General features: G+C 46.1%; 13 protein-coding genes. 4 read left to right on the top strand and 9 right to left on the bottom strand.

Translation table 11 applies throughout. The annotated features are described in order from the left end of the window. The first annotated feature begins 335 nt into the window (after positions 1-335). Entirely contained in the window at positions 336-740 is a 405-nt protein-coding gene (locus FP815_00275) for a hypothetical protein (protein MBA3013375.1), read from the top strand. A 32-nt stretch (positions 741-772) separates the two neighbouring features. Next, positions 773-1,840, top strand: a complete 1,068-nt coding sequence (locus FP815_00270) for a hypothetical protein (protein ID MBA3013374.1) — start codon at positions 773-775, stop codon at positions 1,838-1,840. 62 nt (positions 1,841-1,902) lie between these two features. Here FP815_00270 and FP815_00265 read toward each other — a convergent pair whose 3' ends face one another. Genes FP815_00265 through FP815_00250 form a run of 4 tightly spaced genes read right to left on the bottom strand, consistent with a single transcriptional unit; the run spans position 1,903 to position 5,492 of the window. Further along, complete coding sequence (locus FP815_00265) at positions 1,903-2,610, bottom strand: ABC transporter ATP-binding protein (protein MBA3013373.1); 708 nt, start codon at positions 2,608-2,610, stop codon at positions 1,903-1,905. Beyond that, on the bottom strand, positions 2,603-3,397 hold the full coding sequence (locus FP815_00260) for an ABC transporter ATP-binding protein (protein MBA3013372.1): 795 nt from the start codon (positions 3,395-3,397) through the stop codon (positions 2,603-2,605). The genes FP815_00265 and FP815_00260 overlap by 8 nt, the downstream gene beginning before the upstream one ends. Then, entirely contained in the window at positions 3,390-4,583 is a 1,194-nt protein-coding gene (livM, locus tag FP815_00255) for a high-affinity branched-chain amino acid ABC transporter permease LivM (protein MBA3013371.1), read from the bottom strand. Before livM ends, FP815_00260 begins: the two co-directional genes overlap by 8 nt. A gap of 6 nt (positions 4,584-4,589) precedes the next feature. After that, complete coding sequence (locus FP815_00250) at positions 4,590-5,492, bottom strand: branched-chain amino acid ABC transporter permease LivH (protein ID MBA3013370.1); 903 nt, start codon at positions 5,490-5,492, stop codon at positions 4,590-4,592. Positions 5,493-5,855: 363 nt separating this feature from the next. On the opposite strand from FP815_00250, the gene FP815_00245 reads away from it, so the two are divergent. Then, positions 5,856-7,025 (top strand): hypothetical protein, encoded by a 1,170-nt coding sequence (locus FP815_00245; GenBank protein ID MBA3013369.1) that lies wholly within the window; start codon positions 5,856-5,858, stop codon positions 7,023-7,025. A gap of 86 nt (positions 7,026-7,111) precedes the next feature. On the opposite strand, the gene FP815_00240 is transcribed toward FP815_00245, so the two are convergent. From FP815_00240 to FP815_00220, 5 genes are all read right to left on the bottom strand, one after another. Beyond that, positions 7,112-7,393: a hypothetical protein gene (locus FP815_00240; protein ID MBA3013368.1), complete on the bottom strand. Its 282-nt coding sequence runs from the start codon at positions 7,391-7,393 to the stop codon at positions 7,112-7,114. Positions 7,394-7,611: 218 nt separating this feature from the next. Then, positions 7,612-8,166 (bottom strand): universal stress protein, encoded by a 555-nt coding sequence (locus FP815_00235; protein MBA3013367.1) that lies wholly within the window; start codon positions 8,164-8,166, stop codon positions 7,612-7,614. 382 nt (positions 8,167-8,548) lie between these two features. Next, positions 8,549-10,564, bottom strand: coding sequence for a response regulator (locus FP815_00230; protein MBA3013366.1), 2,016 nt, complete (start codon positions 10,562-10,564; stop codon positions 8,549-8,551). 365 nt (positions 10,565-10,929) lie between these two features. Then, the gene (locus tag FP815_00225) at positions 10,930-12,255 is read right to left on the bottom strand and encodes a sodium:proton antiporter (protein ID MBA3013365.1); all 1,326 of its coding nucleotides are present in this window, start codon (positions 12,253-12,255) and stop codon (positions 10,930-10,932) included. Positions 12,256-12,593: 338 nt separating this feature from the next. Further along, a complete protein-coding gene (locus tag FP815_00220) occupies positions 12,594-14,399 on the bottom strand; it encodes an SLC13 family permease (protein ID MBA3013364.1) in 1,806 nt (601 codons plus the stop codon). A 1,113-nt stretch (positions 14,400-15,512) separates the two neighbouring features. Between FP815_00220 and FP815_00215 the strand changes: the two genes are divergently transcribed. Next, on the top strand, positions 15,513-16,797 hold a 1,285-nt coding region (locus FP815_00215; protein ID MBA3013363.1), incomplete at its 3' end, for a HAMP domain-containing histidine kinase.

Genomic DNA, 16,797 nt, shown 5'->3' with positions numbered 1-16,797 from the left:
TGTGAGTGAGGCCATACATATGGTATGCCGAACGAGCAAAACCGCCACGCAATTCAGTTCAATCCCCGCTGGTGTTGGACGGGGACGCAGTAGATCGGACTTTTTTGCGACGCCATCAACTGGGGGGCCTGCACAAAAGCATTACCCTGAATTCTGAAAAGAATTTTCCACAACGATCTTTCTTTCAGTTGACAGGGCAACACCTGTCATTGTCTAATAGACTGGCAAAATCGGTCTGTCCCGCGCCAGACACTCTGCAAAAGAACCTCAATTAAAACCGGCCTGACGGAAAAAACCAAGCTCGCTCACACCTTCCAAAACAACGGAGATCGCCAATGAACACCACCATTTCCTTCACCAAGGACACAGCACAACACAACATTCTGTTTGACGAATATTTTTCCGAGCACGCCACCATTGAGGTCGTCGCTTTCAACTATAACGGAACAGGGGCTGCCCTCTGTCAGTGCGACGGCGCTCTCATGGAAATCCAGTCCGGGAACCTGCACAAAATCATCTTTGGGACAGACAAGGAGGCCCTGGAGACTTACCTGACCGGAATTTTTGATCCCGAAACCGAAAGCGATGAGATCCTCCGCAAAAATGACACCCCGGTCTTCCGCCTCCCAGAACTTCAACAGATGAAAAAATACGATTCCGCCAACCTCGCCAAGAAAACCTTGCAGGAAGTCAAAGAGTTGCCCGACGGACCCTTCCACTACTTTGTCAAAAACGACTGAGTCAAGACCAATACCGCTCTTGACTGCATAGAATGTTAAACTGGCCCTACCGACACCATCTCGGCCACACATTACGCCTGAGGCGATCCCTCTATGAGGTTCTCAGAGATCAACTCGACAGTAATTTAGTCAAACTGGCGCTCATTGATTCCTATTGGAACTTCACCAACGCCGGCGAGCCGTATCCCTTTGCCCAGAAGAGAGAACTCAAACCCAGAGCTCGAATAGCAGACCAGGAACATGCACGCCAAAATCATTTTTTCATCATCTTCTGCGAAGGAACCATCCCTAGCGAGCACAAAAAGTATATCCGCTTTTTCGACTCAAACAAGATGACCAAGGAGGCGATTGAAAAACTTCCCTACATCACACTCCACAAAAACTATACCAACAATCTCAAATACTTTAATAACCCGTCATTTCCCACAATGATCAAGGACCTGACCCCGGTCGATTATGCCCTGCTCATCCAAAACGCGCCATCGGCCAAGAACCTTTCCCGGTACATGATGACCCATTTTCACGTCCGGGTTGACTGGCCCATTGATGAAGCAACTGAGGAGATGGCCACCCATCTCCGCTATATCACCAAAGACCTCTATGAAAACGGTGAGCAGTACGCCGAACAGCTCTACCACAAACTCTTCGAGTACTATGGATTTCATCACAGCGTTGGCGGTCGCCGGACCGCCGCCGTAGTGGCCGCCCAGTTCCTCAAACGAATGAACTTCATTTCAACCGTCTATGTGGCCAGCGCCGAGGACAGAACCCTGACCAGGCTTAGTGAACGGGGCGTCAGCAAGTTTGTCCTCATCCGCCTCCCTGTAGCTGATATCGAAAAGCTGGCAACCGAATACCAAATACAGTTCGATACCTTTTGCGACCGCTATCTGGTCAACCTCTGCAATAACCATGGGGTAGCCATTCTGAATGTCGTCTACCGCAACTCCGCATACTCAAAATCCCCAGAAGACGGCAAACTCCGCAAACTGCAGCCAGACTACCAGTGGCTCAATATCCACGACCAACTCCTTCTGCCGCTCCCAGACCAACACGACGCCTACCCGCTACGCTACAACACCATCTACTCAACCGACTAGCAAAGCACAGAAAAGTTATAAACGGGGATACATTTTTCCCTTATACATCTTCACACCTGAACTCACATCCCCAAATAAGCTTGGCGAACCGCCTCGTTGCCCATGAGATTAGTTGCGCTGTCAGTCAGGGTCACCCGGCCGTTTTCAAGAACATAGCCGCGGCTGGCAACCTTAAGCGCCAAATTAGCGTTCTGTTCTACCAAGAATACTGTAGTGTTGTGTTCTTGATTAATCTTCTTAATAATCGAAAATATCTGACGTATAATCAACGGTGCGAGCCCCAGCGACGGTTCGTCGAGCAACAATAGGCGAGGTCTGGCCATCAGTGCTCTGGAGATGGCCAACATCTGCTGTTCCCCGCCGCTCAAAGTCCCGCCATCCTGCTGACGCCGCGACTTCAGGATAGGAAATAACGAAAAGACATACTCCAGATCATCACTGACCCCATGGCGATCACGACGCAGATAGGCGCCAAGATCAAGATTCTCCTGAACAGTAAGATGGGGAAAGATCCGCCGTCCTTCTGGCACTTGACACAGGCCCCTCTCGACAATCCGGTTAGGCGGCAACCGATCAATAGCCTCGCCGCAAAACTCTACCCTCCCTTTCTGCGCCGGAACCACTCCAGAAATCGTGAGCAATAAGGTGCTCTTCCCTGCCCCATTGGCACCGATCAAAGTCACAATTTCCCCTTCCAGGACTTCGATATCGATTGCATGAAGAGCGACTATCCCGCCGTATCTGGTCTCCACCCCGGAAAGTTTAAGCATCCTCTTCCCCCAGATAAGCCTTGATAACAACTGGGTTACCCCGAACCTCATCCGGAGTACCCTCCGCTATCCTTCGTCCGTATTCCATCACATAAATCCGGTCGGATAGACTCATCACCAAACGCATATCATGCTCGATCAACAAAATCGCAACCTGATACTGCTCACGAATCTCCAGGATCAAGGCATCAAGCTCACTGGTTTCCGTAGGATTCAATCCAGCAGCAGGCTCATCAAGGAGCAGGATTCGCGGTTCAGTAGCCAGGGCTCGGGCGATTTCCAAGCAGCGCTGAGCCCCATAGGGAAGGTTTCGAGCCAGATCGTTACTGTACTGACTTATCCGTAACCGGCTCAAAATACCATAACTACGATCAACAATAGCCTGTTCCTCAAGACGAGTCGCCCGATTCCGCAGCAGCGCCCCCAGGATACCGGCCCGATGACGGCAATGGCAACCGATCATTACATTCTCAAGTGCGGTCATTTCGGGAAACAACCTGATATTCTGGAAAGTCCGAGCCAGCCCATAAAACGTGATCTGATTTGGCTTCAAGCTGTTCAACCGAACAGGAGACTGACCGGGCAGAACCAGGCGAATCTCCCCTTCCGTCGGGACATAGACCCCAGTCAGACAATTAAAAAAAGTTGTCTTTCCCGCGCCATTCGGCCCGATCAGGGCAACGATCTCCTGCTCCCTCACCTCGATATCCAGATGATCGAGAGCCCGCAAACCACCGAAATCCATGCTCAACCCAGTCACAGTCAGAATCGGAGCCCGCTCAGTCATCAACGCCCTCCCGAACCGGAAGACTATAGTCTGGCCGGGCTAGTCCGGCAATCCCCTGGGGCCTGAACACCATCATCAAAACCATGATGGCCCCGAATATCAACATCCGGTAGTCGGCAAAAGCACGCAGGTACTCAGGCAACAAGATAAAGATTAAAGCCGCAATCACCACACCGATGGTAGACCCCATGCCGCCCAAGACCACGACAGACAAAATAATGGCCGACTCCATAAAGGTAAAACTGGCAGGATTGATAAAGGTAGTTTTAGCGGCAAAAAACACTCCCACCAACCCGGCCCATGTAGCGCCAAGGGCAAAGGCTGTCAGCTTGGTCCTGGTCTTGTCGATGCCCATGGACTGACAGGCTATCTCGTCCTCACGCAAGGCAATCCAGGCCCGACCGATGCGGGAATCACGGAGCCGGTTGACCACAAAAATCGTGAACAGGACCAGTCCCAACACCAAATAATACAGATAGATTATCGCTACATCCAAGGACAAATTAAAACCAAAGAACCCGGGACGTGGGATGTTGGCGACCCCACTGGGACCAAAAGAAAAATCATTCCAGTTTTCAAGAATCAACCGAATGATCTCACCAAAACCTAAGGTCACAATAGCCAGATAATCGCCACGCAATCTCAGCACCGGAAACCCCAGGATAATCCCGAAACAAGCCGCCAGCATCGCACCAATAGGCAGGGCTGCCCAAAACCCAAGACCAAAATGGTGATTAAGGAGAGCGTAGCTGTAGGCGCCCACGGCATAAAAGGCCACATATCCGAGATCAAGAAGTCCAGCCAGACCAACCACAATATTAAGGCCCAACCCAAGAACCACATACATCAGGGCTGTGGTCATGACATTAGTCTGATACGACGAAAAAAATATGGGAAAGAGCACTGCCACCAACAAAACCAAAATCAGCAAGGGTCTCTTCAGGCCAGGACAGCCCCAAAGATCAGGAAAAACATAAGCAACTGCAGGCAAAGAAGTGGAACGAACACGATGTTTCCAGGCACGAACAGCCAAGGTCAGAAAAAAGACCGTTGTCCCAACCAACACCATATTCCTCCAACGCCAGACAACCATTTGCTCGAGAGGGTTGACCTTGACCCCCACGATAGGCAGGGTCAAAAACACAAACCATAGCGCTGAGAAAAAGGCCTTTTTTAGTTCTGCCATCATCGCTTAGACCTTTTGATTTTGACATCGACCAAGGATACCTGTAGGTTTGAAGATGAGAATCAGCACCAACAGAGCAAAGGCAAATACGTCCTCGTAATCGCTAGAGATATAGCCAGTGACAAAACTTTCAGTCCACCCCAGAATCAAACTGCCCAAAACCGCACCCGGCACACTGCCGATGCCGCCCAAGACCGCCGCAGTAAAAGCCTTGATCCCTGCCAAAAAACCAATAGCAAAATTAATCTGGCCAATGTGAGAGGCTATCAGCACTCCGCCAATAGCGGCCAAGGCAGATCCAAGGACAAAGGTAAGCGAAATTACCCGGTTAACATCAATTCCCAGCAAAAGCGCCATCTGCCGGTCCTGGGCTGCTGCCCGCATCGCTTTGCCCATTCGAGTCCCCTTGATCAACACGGTCAAAAGGATCATAACCACGCTGGTGGTTGTCAGAATCACCAGATCGGTTGTTCCAATAAAACTACGATATGGCTCCATCCATAAAAAATCAGAGATCAACGCAGGAAAGGGGACAAAGTCCGGGGTCTGAGCAAGAAGGACGTAGTTTTGCAGAAAGATCGACATGCCAATAGCACTGATCAGTGGTGACAGCCGTGGAGCGTTGCGCAATGGCCGATAGGCGACCCGCTCGACGGTAAACCCGTAGGCCGCGGCCCACATCATAGCAGCAAGCGTCGAAACAACAAGAATCGCTATTTGATTCACCTCCCAAACGCCAAGCACGCTGGCGCAGATCAAGGCCGTAAAGGCGCCGATCATATAAATCTCGCCATGGGCAAAGTTAATCAGACCAATGATCCCATACACCATGGTATATCCCAGGGCAATCAAGGCATAGATGCTGCCACGAGTCAAGCCGCTGAAAAAAAGTTCAAGAAAATAATCCATGCACGAATGTCCTATATCAACTCGGCGATTAAGGAGTGAGGGTGGATTAACTACAGCAGAAGAAATCAAGACACTGTAAATAGATCGTCTCCCTTTGTCAAAAATAAAGTACCTGAGGCAGAAAGTAGAAATCCACGGAGCATCCAATAATTCGGATGCCGTGCTTCCGAATAAGTTACTCTTCTAGGCAGAAACCACACTCTTCACTTTGGATTAAGTAACTACGCAACAAGGCCCCCCTACCTCCGAGGCCTAGCAGACAAACAACAAAGAGATAATACCTGATTAAGATCAGTTGACATTAAACCAACAATTTATAATGATGGGCTAATATGGCTGAAAAAATCAAGACAGGTGATAATTATGGATTTATTTAGACAAAACGACATATCTCCCACAGATAAACAGCAAGAGATTACCACACTATTGATAGCAGCTGAAAACGGCGATGAAAAGGCCCAGGCCACCTTGGGCACTATGTACGCAGAAGGAGTGGAAGTTGAGCAAGACGATGAACAAGCCGTTGACTGGTACATGAAGGCGGCAAACCAAGGAAACGTGCACGCTCAATTTAATTTAGGGAACATGTACAACAGTGGCATCGGTATTCCACAAGACTACGAGCAAGCTGTTGCCTGGTACAGAAAAGCAGCTGAACATAACCACATAAGTTCTCAATATAATTTAGGATTCATGCTAACTAAAGGCAAAGGTGCTCCTCAGGATTACCAAGAAGCCGCCGCCTGGTACAGAAAGGCAGCAGACCAAGGCCATGCAAAAGCGCAAAGCAATCTTGGCATTATGTACGCAAAAGGCCAAGGGGTTCCCCTGGACTACGAACAGGCGGTAGATTGGAATAGGAAATCGGCTGCCCAAGGAAACGCCAGCGCTCAGTTTAACTTAGGCAATATGTATAACAACGGCAAGGGTATTCGACAGGACTATCAGCAGGCCACTGCCTGGTACAAAAAAGCAGCGGATCAGGGAGTTGTGGAGGCTCAGTACAATTTGGCTGTTATGTATGAAAACGGCCAGGGTGTTCCCTTAGATTATTATCAAGCCGCTGATTGGTACCGAAAGGCAGCAGACCGAGGGTATGCCTCGGCACAATGCAATTTAGGTAATTTATATGTTAGAGGTGATGGCGTCACGAAGGACGACAATCAAGCCGTTTTCTGGTACCAAAAAAGCGCCGAACAAGGAAACGCCAGCGCTCAATTCAATTTAGGCATTGCCTACCTCACAGGGGAAGGCATTTGTCAGGACCATAAACAAGCGAGCGACTGGTTCAGAAAAGCCGCAGAGCAAGGATTCGCAGAGGCTCAGTATGACTTAGGGGTAATGTACGTCAAGGGCCTCGGCGTTCCTCGTGACACAATCACTGGCTGTGCTTGGTATTGCCTGGCAGCAGCCCAAGGTGACAAAGATGCTGCGCAGGAGAGAGACCAGGTCGCCAGCAAACTCAGCTTCGAAGAACTCACCCAAGTTCAAGCGCTTACCACCGAACTCCAGTCCCAAATGGTATCCCACTAATCTCCTTTTGTGTCACTTGCCTGAGCCCCTCTCAGTGAGTTAGTGATATGGGCTCAGACAAGTGATGCTCACGTCAAGAGGCCAAATTACGCCCGCATTCTTGGCCTATTAGCCTGAGCACGACGCTGTTGCTCGCGCCGAACAGAATCTCTGCTTTTCTTTTGCACGATACTCCCGACCTCTGCCTGCTCATGCTCCTGGCCATAAAGGCTGGACAATTTAAAAAAACAATACCAGTCACTACGCTTCCCAACGGTCTTAACATCGGAAATATTTTCACCTTTAGCAAACACATTCGCAAGAGATGAAGCCCCATGAAATAAGCAGATAAACCCTGTTACCACCATGATCATTGTTCCAGTTTCCATACTATTACCTCCGTAATCGCTTTAATCAAAACTACCGTTTAAAGCTTTCTCTATTGACTCACTGTAAGTGCAATAATACCGATTTCCACCCCATGAGTTTTCCATAACTATTAACCTTGTTCTCTGACCTGCGTTACTCTCTTTTTCCTTCACCATGCCACTTCTAAAGGGTCGCTGCTATCACTCCCCAACCAACAGTTGAAATATTATCTGCCGAATTATAAGCGTGAACACGCCAGATCAAAAACAGGAACATGAGCTACATGACCTTCCTCGTGCACAGTGCTGACTTCAGGCTCGGTCAAAACATATCGAATGCCTGCATCCTGTGAACTCATTCGAGCAATAACCTCCTCTTGGTCGCCAAGTTCCATCATATGCGACAAAGTAATTCCCATCTTTTCTGCCTTAGCAGCAAACCTTCTGACAGATCTCTCTGCGGTATCAAAGAAAGCAGCAGTTTCGGTGTCCCTTCTCTCTCCAGTAAACTTAAGCGGGGCAACTGAGGTATCAAGAGCAATAATTTCACAGTCAAGCCTCTGTGCCATTTTCAAGGCATACTCGGTAACAGTTTCGGAGTAGGTCCTCCCATCTTCCACAACAAGAATTTTCGTAGTGGCGGTCTTCTGATCAACAATACGCGCCATTGCAGCAACCGCTGCAGAGGGAGAACTAGACGCCATTTCTCCTTGATGAATACTCTCTTCCTTCACTTTAACTACAGTTACTTTTTCTCCCTTTTTCCCCATGCCGAGCCAATTCAACAGTGCCATGATAATTCTCCTTTTCAATGATTGGTTATAAATAATTACTTGGATCAATAATTGTTGATTGCTTGTTTACTCCCTACCTAAAGCAACCGCTGTGCCAACCACTAAATAAATTTATAATATAAAGTAAATACAAATAGATACATAGGAAAAAAGAAGAAGAATCAACCCACAATTTCACGAACAACACAGCGATAGTTGCAGACTGAAACGGTTGTCAAACAGGGTCAGAAAAGAATAAAGAGGGAAAATAAGAATGACTTGCAGAAATGCTGTAGCAGGAGGGGGTTGACAGTGTATTGATTGATGATTTCAAGCCAAAAAAAATGTTGATTTCAATTCGTTGCAACCTGTAACAGTGGACCATATTGCAACAGTAAGATAACTAAGGAGACAGAAAATAACACTCGACCAGAGAACTAATCGTATCGGCAAAACTAATAATCATGGCCTCTGTCACGTCTTGAGGCAAGGCAGAAACCTCCTCCCGATTCTGGCTTGGCAGAAGAACGTGCTTAACCCCACCACGTCTGGCAGCAAGAATTTTCTCTCGAATTCCCCCAACAGGCAACAACTGGCCGGTCAAAGTGATTTCCCCGGTAACAGCAGTCTGCCGAGGCGCCGATCGCTCTGACAATAAAGACACCAGAGCAACAGCTATAGCCGCGCCGGCTGAGGGTCCGTCCTTACTCACTGCCCCTGCGGGCAAATGGATATGAATATCAATATGATCAAAAAGGTCTTCCGGCAGCTCGAAGAGGTGAGCTTTGCTCCGCATATAACTCACCGCGGTCTGGGCAGACTCTCGCAACACTTCGCCCAGAGAACCCGTTAAAATTAGCTGATTGCTCCCCCGCATCTTCAGCGCCTCGACAAACATGATCTCACCACCAAATTCTGTCCAGACAAGGCTTGTCACCACCCCCACCCTATCATCACCCTCTGCCGCTTCATGACGGAACTTCCGCGGACCAAGAAGAGTTGAAATCATCTCACCGTCAACAGATCTTAGCTGCTCATCTTTCTCGGTTTTCAGTAATAACCGCGCCGCCTTACGGCAGACATTGCCTATCTCTCTACTAAGAGAACGAACACCGGCCTCACGGGTATAATCATCAATTATCTTCTCTAGGCCATCATCTGTAAACTCAGGAGGATTATCGATCAGTCCATTTTCTTCGAGCTGTTTAGGGACAAGATAATATTTGGCGATCATCTTCTTTTCGGGATCTGAATAACTTGGAAAGTCAATGAATTCTAGCCGATCTCGCAACGGTCGAGACAATTTATCGACATCATTTGCTGTCGCAATAAACATTGTATTAGAAAGATTAAAGGGAATATCCAAGTAATGATCCATAAAATTATGGTTTTGCTCCGGATCAAGAATTTCAAGAAAAAGTGCCGCCGGATCACCGTGAAAGTCCATTCCGACCTTATCGATTTCATCAAGAAGAAAACAGGGATTCATCACCTGAGCCCGAATCATCTCTTTGATAATTCTGCCCGGCATCGCACCGACATAGGTCCTGCGGTGACCCCTGATTTCAGATTCATCCCTTACTCCTGCTGTATAGAAATGAATGAATTTTCTACCTAAAGCCGTCGCCACAGCCTTGGCAATTGAGGTCTTCCCTGTTCCAGGGGGTCCGTTAAAACACAGAACAGGACCTTTACTCATATGCAGCCGTTTTTTCTGTTCAAGAACTTCCTGGACAATTTTCTTTAATTCATCCAGCTGGACCGGTTTGGAGAGATAATGGGTCGCTCCTTTTCGCAGCGCATCAACCGCCGAGGTAACCGTGGCGTAACCTGTAACAACAATAACATTGGTTTCAGGCGAGACCTTGGTGATATTTTCAAGAAGAACAAGTCCATCCATCTGATCCATCTTCAGGTCAGTAATGACTGCATCAAAAAAAAGATTCTGCTCAATTCGAGCCAGGGCCTCTTTGCCGTTTGCTGCACTTTGCACGGAGTATCCTTGCCTGGCAAAAAAATATTGAAGATTACTTCTCGCAATATCTTCATCATCAACAACCAAAAGTCTGGCCTTTTGCTTACTCTTCAATGTCTTGGCTGCTAAAAACTCGAGGACACGCTCTTTCACCTGCACAAGCCCGTAATGACGCCTGTCAAGAATCGTCTCGGTTCGGTTAAGATCCAGATTATCGATTGTATTTTTATACCAAGGCAATGAGACAAGAAGATCGATGTATGCTGTGCCAATTGAAAATTCAGCTGCCAACGGATCAATTTTATGCAATTTTGCAATCTCAACCTCAATCTGAGATTGCACATATCCTGGAAGACGGAGCGTTGAAATTTTACCTTTCAAATCGTCGAGTAGGGAGCGTTCTTCGGATAATCTTGATGGGTCTTCTTTGTGTTTAAAAAACATAGTGATCACCGGTTAAGTATCGCGTTGAGCATATTTCCAGATAATGAGGGGAAAAAAGCGTAAGGACTGAGCAGATCTGCTCGGGCTTCAAAAAAACCTCCCTCCTGCGGTAGCGCTGAGTATTTCCCACTCATTCTGCATACCACAGAGATGGCCTATTCGCAAAAGACACCCAGTACCTCGTGAAGTCTCACTCTGTTGGCTTCCCGCTTGAGTATCGGCCCTTTAGGAGTCTAGTAGGCTCGCCCACCTACCTAAACATTCCGTTAGTTTTGACGAACCCGGCAATCTTTACATAAAAAAATTACAGGGTTAGGTTTTTAATAAACCTAACCCTGCGGGTAAAACACTTTGATTACAAAAAATTAAAAAAGACTACCATTAATATAAAAATGGCACCAGATGCTGGCGGCATAGCCTAAGGCAATAGCGGGAAACCATCGAAGGTGAGCGCCAAAGGTGTATGTGTCACGAGCTGCACCCATAAGTGCCACACCAGCTGCCGAACCAATTGAAAGCAAACTGCCACCTACCCCGGCTGTCATGGTGACTAGCAGCCATTGCCCGAGTGACATAGACGGATCCATAGTCAATACCGCAAACATAACTGGAATATTATCAATCACAGCCGACAATACACCCACAAGAATATTGGCATTGGTTGCTCCAAGACCATTGTACATTTGATTTGATATCATCGCTAGGTAACCGAACTGAGACAGACCACCGACACAGAGAATTACCCCATAGAAAAAAAGAAGGGTATCCCATTCTGCTCTGGCAATACGGCGAAACAAATCAAATGGAGCAGCAGGCATTCCATCAGCGCTCATTCCTATAGGATTATCATAGTCAAGCTGTCTCTTTTCTTTAATCTTGATGTAGTAAGACATAAATCCCAGATAGGAAAGCCCGAACATCATTCCGGCAGCCGGCGGCAAGGACAGATAATTATGAAACGACACTGCGGTACAGATGGTAAGCAGAAAGAGCAGAATTATCCGCTTGGCCCCTATCTTCATGGCAATGCTTTCCGTTAACGGCTTAGGATATTTCTTACCTATCGCGAAACTCATTATCAAGGCCGGGATCACCCAGTTGACAAGCGATGGAAAAAAGATATAGAAAAACTGACTGAACTGTACCTTGCTTTTCTGCCAGACCATCAGGGTGGTAATATCACCAAAAGGCGAAAATGCACCCCCCGCATTCGCGCCAACAACAATATTGATACACGCCAAGGCAACAAATTTCTTGTCATCGCCTGCTACCGCAATGACAACCGCGCCCATCAGCAAGGCTGTCGTCAGATTATCTGCAATAGGAGAAATAAGAAAAGCCAACAACCCTGTAAGCCAGAAGACAGTCCGTAATGAAAACCCTTTGTTTACCAACCAGGAACGAAGTGCCTGAAAGACATTACGCTCCTCCATAGAATTAATATAGGTCATTGCCGACAGCAGAAAGAGCATCAATTCGGCATACTCAAGGATATTGTGCAGGATCGCATCATGCACAACTTCCGGACTACCAAGAGTACGATAACCTATGGCGATCAATACCCAAATAACACCAGCAGCGAACATGACAGGCTTACTTTTGCGTAGATGCGTTTTTTCTTCAAAAATAACCAACATGTATGCCCCAACAAATAAAGCAACTGCTAGATATCCCATGCCAGTATGGGTCATGTCCTGGATGGTGTTGCCATGCCCATGAGTGTCATTACTCTTACCCTTAACTTCTCCTGTGACAAGATCGGACTGCTGTTCAGTCGCTGAGACCGACACCTCATAACTCTGCGAAGAAGAATCGGCGCCAGCCCTCGCAGCCCCTACCCCCCCGTCAAGAATACCGATTGCGGTAATAACTGCACAAATCATTACCACAAGACCTACAAAACGTACCTTTTTCCTGGATATTATTTCACGAACTCTCATTCTCTTTTCCTTGAATGTGTGTGGTATGACCTGGGGAATCAACGAGTTTAAGGAACTATCCATCAATATAGCCCCTACTATATGATCACTTAAATACCCAAGAAAACGTAAATCGAAGCCATCATGATTACCAGATACAAGATACTCATTCCACTCCCCGCTTTAAAATAATCAGCGGTCCGATATCCTCCTGGCCTCATCACCAGGGCGTTAACCTGATGTGTAGGTAAAATAAAAGTATTGGAGCAGGCTACTGCGACCACAAGAGCTGCTATGCGCGGGTCTGCCCCGACGGAAGAGGCCATGTTCATAGCAAGTGGGACCATCAGAACCGTTGCCCCGACATTGGATACCACCAAGGTAAAAAATGAGGTTATAATGGCAATAACTGTCAACAGCACGAGGGGAGACACGCTACCCAGCGCACCCATGATTGTTTCAGCAATAACTTTAGCAGCCCCAGTTTTTTCAAAGGCGATACCAAGAGGAATAAGCCCCCCTAACAAAAAGACGGTCATCCAGTCCACCGATTCATATGCCTCGTCAATCGAAAGAACCTTACTCAAAATCATACCGAGAGCTCCTGTAAGCAGAGCAATAGAGAGCTGGATCTTAAATCCAAGAATCATAATCAACGACATAATCAAACATCCCACAGCATATTTCATTTTACTTGTGCGGAGAATCTCTCCTTGAATTTCTTCGGTGAATACAAGATCAGATTTCCCTTTAAGGAAATGAAATTTCTCCCAACGTCCCTGAAGCAAAAGAGCGTCACCTGTCTGCAAAGATATATCGGAGATCCCCCCAACAAAGGTTTTATTCCCTCGAAAAATCGCCAGCGGATTGACTCCATAAGTTTTCCGAAATGAAAACGATCGTAAGGTCTGACGGACAAGTTCGGAACGCGGAGATATAATGGCCTCCATAATTCCTGCATTGTTGGGCGACAAGTCTTCAGCAAACACTGCCAGATCACTTTTCACCTCCCAGGTCATGTCAGATGCCATTTTCTTGACCAGCTCAGGTGTCCCTTCAACGGCAATGGTAGCGCCACCGCCAATACGATCACTCAGCGCAGGAGCAAATTCTTTCACCCCAGTTTTAGAACAGATTGCGATAACAGAAGTAAAGTACAATGGGCGGATCTCAAGCTCAGCGAGAGTTTTCTCCGTAAATGAATCAGGAATCTTAATTTCAAAAAGATTGCCGATATCTTTATATGTCCGTTTCAGCGTGGAAGACATCGGACCACCAGTTGAAACCTCCTCCCCCTTAGCACTGGGCAGAACAAAACGACCCAAAAAAGCGAAATACACAAGTGCTCCCACAATCAGAGAAAGCCCGACAGGAGTTACAGCAAAAAGCCCGAATGGTTCAATATTCGGGTCCGCAATTTTCATCACATCGTTGAGCAAGATCAGCGGACTTGATCCTATCAGAGTGATGCAGCCGCCAATAATCGCACAAAACCCCATCGGCATTAAAATACGAGAGACCGGGATATTCGTCTGCCGACAGATACGTTTAGCAGCAGGCATGAACAAAGCTGCCGCGCCAATGTTTTGCATAAAACTCGAGATAAAGGCCACAGTGCCAGAAATAAGCACCATAATCCTGGTTTCACTTCGGCCAGCAAATTTTAATAAAATTCGAGCAAGGGAATTCATAGCCCCTGTCTTGTCAAGACCTGCACCGATAATGATTACCGCAATGATTGACACAACAGCATTGCTCGAAAGACCGCTGATCGCCTCTTTTGGTGTAACAAGACCAAGAATTGGCAGAAGAACAATCATGATAATCCCAACCACATCGACACGCACCCATTCAAAGATAAACATTAAGATGGCTAAGACTAGCACACCAAGAACTAAAATTATTGGTAAACTCATAGTTTCACATCCTTACAAAAGACTTGTTGTTAATTTAATATCAGTTATTGCACCATTCTCATTTTTACCGATAGGGGAGGGCCCGTCGAGTAGTGTGTCGAGAGACCTTGCTCATCTATTAAGGTCGTGCCGGGAAAACAAAAATCAAATATGCGCATTGCGTATAACCTATCTAAAAGAAATGAACTGTCCAGCAGTGCCACATCTGCGTTGTTATCGGCCTGCTCATGTGCGAAAAGCACACATCGCAGGCCGATGCCTAGCATCTGCGGCACTGCTGGACAGTTACGGTTCTGGGCTTCGGCATCTTTCTGGGTCAGAAGGTGGATAGTTACAAAGAAATAAAAATTAGAGGACGTTAGCTGACGACGAGTGCTACTGAGCAATCATTGTGCCACGATGCCACACAAGGAAAACAATCATTCTAATAAGGTCGTTAATTACCGTTTTTCATGAAAGACTTCCGTGTCGAATAACATCGTTCCTGCCTGTATTTGTTGCATAATGAAATATCGACACCACTCAATGCCCAGAGCACAAGATTTTTTTCCTAGTGGTTGCTTCATGACAATTTATCGAGATCTTTAGGGTTATCAGAGTAACAAGTTGTTACATTATGTAACGTTGCTTTTTGAATCATTGTTACTATAATGAAACACACCATAAAAGAAAGTCTTGATCCCAAATAGTGCCCAAGCACTTTGGAGAATCGTTAATTATTTAGTTAATTATCAATGTTACATTGCAGCCTGGTCCTGACACTCTCCTTTACTCCCAGCAAGGCTTAGTATGCTCAAGACCGAGTCAGACTGGGACAATGATTGTTTATTAAATAGTACGTAATTTAAATAAAACACGGAGTGACTTACATCCTTGAATTCAAAGAAAGAGATAAACTAAAGTTTTGGCCCGAAAAATGCTTAACCCAAAGTCTATCTTTTGTTTTCTTAATGATTTATTGGTTCACCAGAATAAACATAGGAACATAGGATCAAAGGCACAACAACTAATGATATTTTCCTAAACTCTATTTCATCATGGAGTTATGACATAATCATTATATTATTTATTTTTTCTGACTCTCTTTATTCATAGAAACCGACACGCATAAAAATGATTCATCTCAATCTTCGACAAAAAATTGTAGCCGGCATAGTTCTCTATATATTTTTCTATGTTTCACTTGGTTTTTCTTTTTTTAAAAAATTTGAAGAATTTAACGAGGATGTAACAATACTCATTCACGCCATCAAAATAAGTAATATTTGCCTTGAAATAAGAAGATATGAAAAAAATTATATAATTCGTCATAATTTAAATGACTACGAAACAGTGAAAAAATACATAAACGAAGCAACTGACTATATTAATATAGTTAGAAAAGATCTTGATATTAAAAATTATCCGTATCTAAATGAAGCGCCACACTATTTAGATAAATTATCAACAAAACTTTTAGAGTACAAAACATCTTTTTCAGATTTACATATTGGACTTGAAGATCAAGTTGATTCAACAATCCTGATACAGGAAAAAATCCAGCCCATAGGACAGGCAACAATCAACATTAGCGACGAATTCATCAACTATGGACAGAGCAAACGCGCAGAGTTCATCAGCAAGGCAAAATTGCCAATCATTTCTTCTCTGACACTCCTTATCGTATTCACCGTGATCACCGCCATTTTGCTCCATCAAAAACTAATCGCTCCGCTTAAATCGATTGAGCAGGCTGCTAACACAATTGCCAAGGGTACCTTTGTGCCACTGCCAGTGCCTAAACAAAAAGATGAAATCCAAAGAGTGCGACAGGCTTTTAACCGAATGGTGCATGAACTTGAGATGCAACAAGAACAACTGATCCAAGCCCAAAAACTATCGTCAATCGGCACGTTAGCATCCGGAACTGCCCATCAACTCAACAACCCCCTAAATAATATTTCAACATCATGCCAGATCGCACTGGATGAGTTAGACCAAGGAGACCTGCCCCTGATCAGCAAAATGCTAACAACCATCTACCAGGAAACCCAGCGAGCCAGTGAAATTGTCAAAGGGTTGCTTGAATTCTCCAGGGCGCAAACGTTCTCCTTCCAACCCGTGGCTCTCACTGAAGTGGTAGACAGAGTCATCAAACTGGTGAGCAGCGACATCCCTCCCGGCATCATCATCCACAAAAAAATACCCAAAACTCTTATCCTTGATCTCGATGTGCAAAAAATGACGGAAGCGATTTTAAATCTCGTGCTCAACGGAATCCAGGCAATAAAGCCACTCCCTGGCTCCATTACCATAACCGCCTTAGACAACAAAGAGGTGGGCGAGGCGACAATCATCATTGAAGACAGTGGTAACGGTATCGAGGGAGAAAACCTCTCAAAAATATTTGATCCATTCT

The organism is Desulfobulbaceae bacterium (assembly GCA_013792005.1).
In the GTDB taxonomy this organism is placed as follows: Bacteria; Desulfobacterota; Desulfobulbia; order Desulfobulbales; family VMSU01; genus VMSU01.
The sequence above is the reverse complement of the archived record's forward strand: the minus strand, read 5'-3'. Positions and strand labels throughout refer to the sequence as shown.

What these genes read in the sequence shown, in the direction of transcription:
- FP815_00270 (MBA3013374.1), top strand. Translation starts at nt 773, where the DNA reads ATGTTAAACTGGCCCTACCGACACCATCTCGGCCACACATTACGCCTG.
- FP815_00275 (MBA3013375.1), top strand. Translation starts at nt 336, where the DNA reads ATGAACACCACCATTTCCTTCACCAAGGACACAGCACAACACAACATT.
- FP815_00265 (MBA3013373.1), bottom strand. Translation starts at nt 2,610, where the DNA reads ATGCTTAAACTTTCCGGGGTGGAGACCAGATACGGCGGGATAGTCGCT.
- FP815_00250 (MBA3013370.1), bottom strand. Translation starts at nt 5,492, where the DNA reads ATGGATTATTTTCTTGAACTTTTTTTCAGCGGCTTGACTCGTGGCAGC.
- FP815_00235 (MBA3013367.1), bottom strand. Translation starts at nt 8,166, where the DNA reads ATGGCACTGTTGAATTGGCTCGGCATGGGGAAAAAGGGAGAAAAAGTA.
- FP815_00260 (MBA3013372.1), bottom strand. Translation starts at nt 3,397, where the DNA reads ATGACTGAGCGGGCTCCGATTCTGACTGTGACTGGGTTGAGCATGGAT.
- FP815_00240 (MBA3013368.1), bottom strand. Translation starts at nt 7,393, where the DNA reads ATGGAAACTGGAACAATGATCATGGTGGTAACAGGGTTTATCTGCTTA.
- FP815_00230 (MBA3013366.1), bottom strand. Translation starts at nt 10,564, where the DNA reads ATGTTTTTTAAACACAAAGAAGACCCATCAAGATTATCCGAAGAACGC.
- FP815_00225 (MBA3013365.1), bottom strand. Translation starts at nt 12,255, where the DNA reads ATGACCCATACTGGCATGGGATATCTAGCAGTTGCTTTATTTGTTGGG.
- FP815_00245 (MBA3013369.1), top strand. Translation starts at nt 5,856, where the DNA reads ATGGATTTATTTAGACAAAACGACATATCTCCCACAGATAAACAGCAA.
- livM (MBA3013371.1), bottom strand. Translation starts at nt 4,583, where the DNA reads ATGGCAGAACTAAAAAAGGCCTTTTTCTCAGCGCTATGGTTTGTGTTT.
- FP815_00220 (MBA3013364.1), bottom strand. Translation starts at nt 14,399, where the DNA reads ATGAGTTTACCAATAATTTTAGTTCTTGGTGTGCTAGTCTTAGCCATC.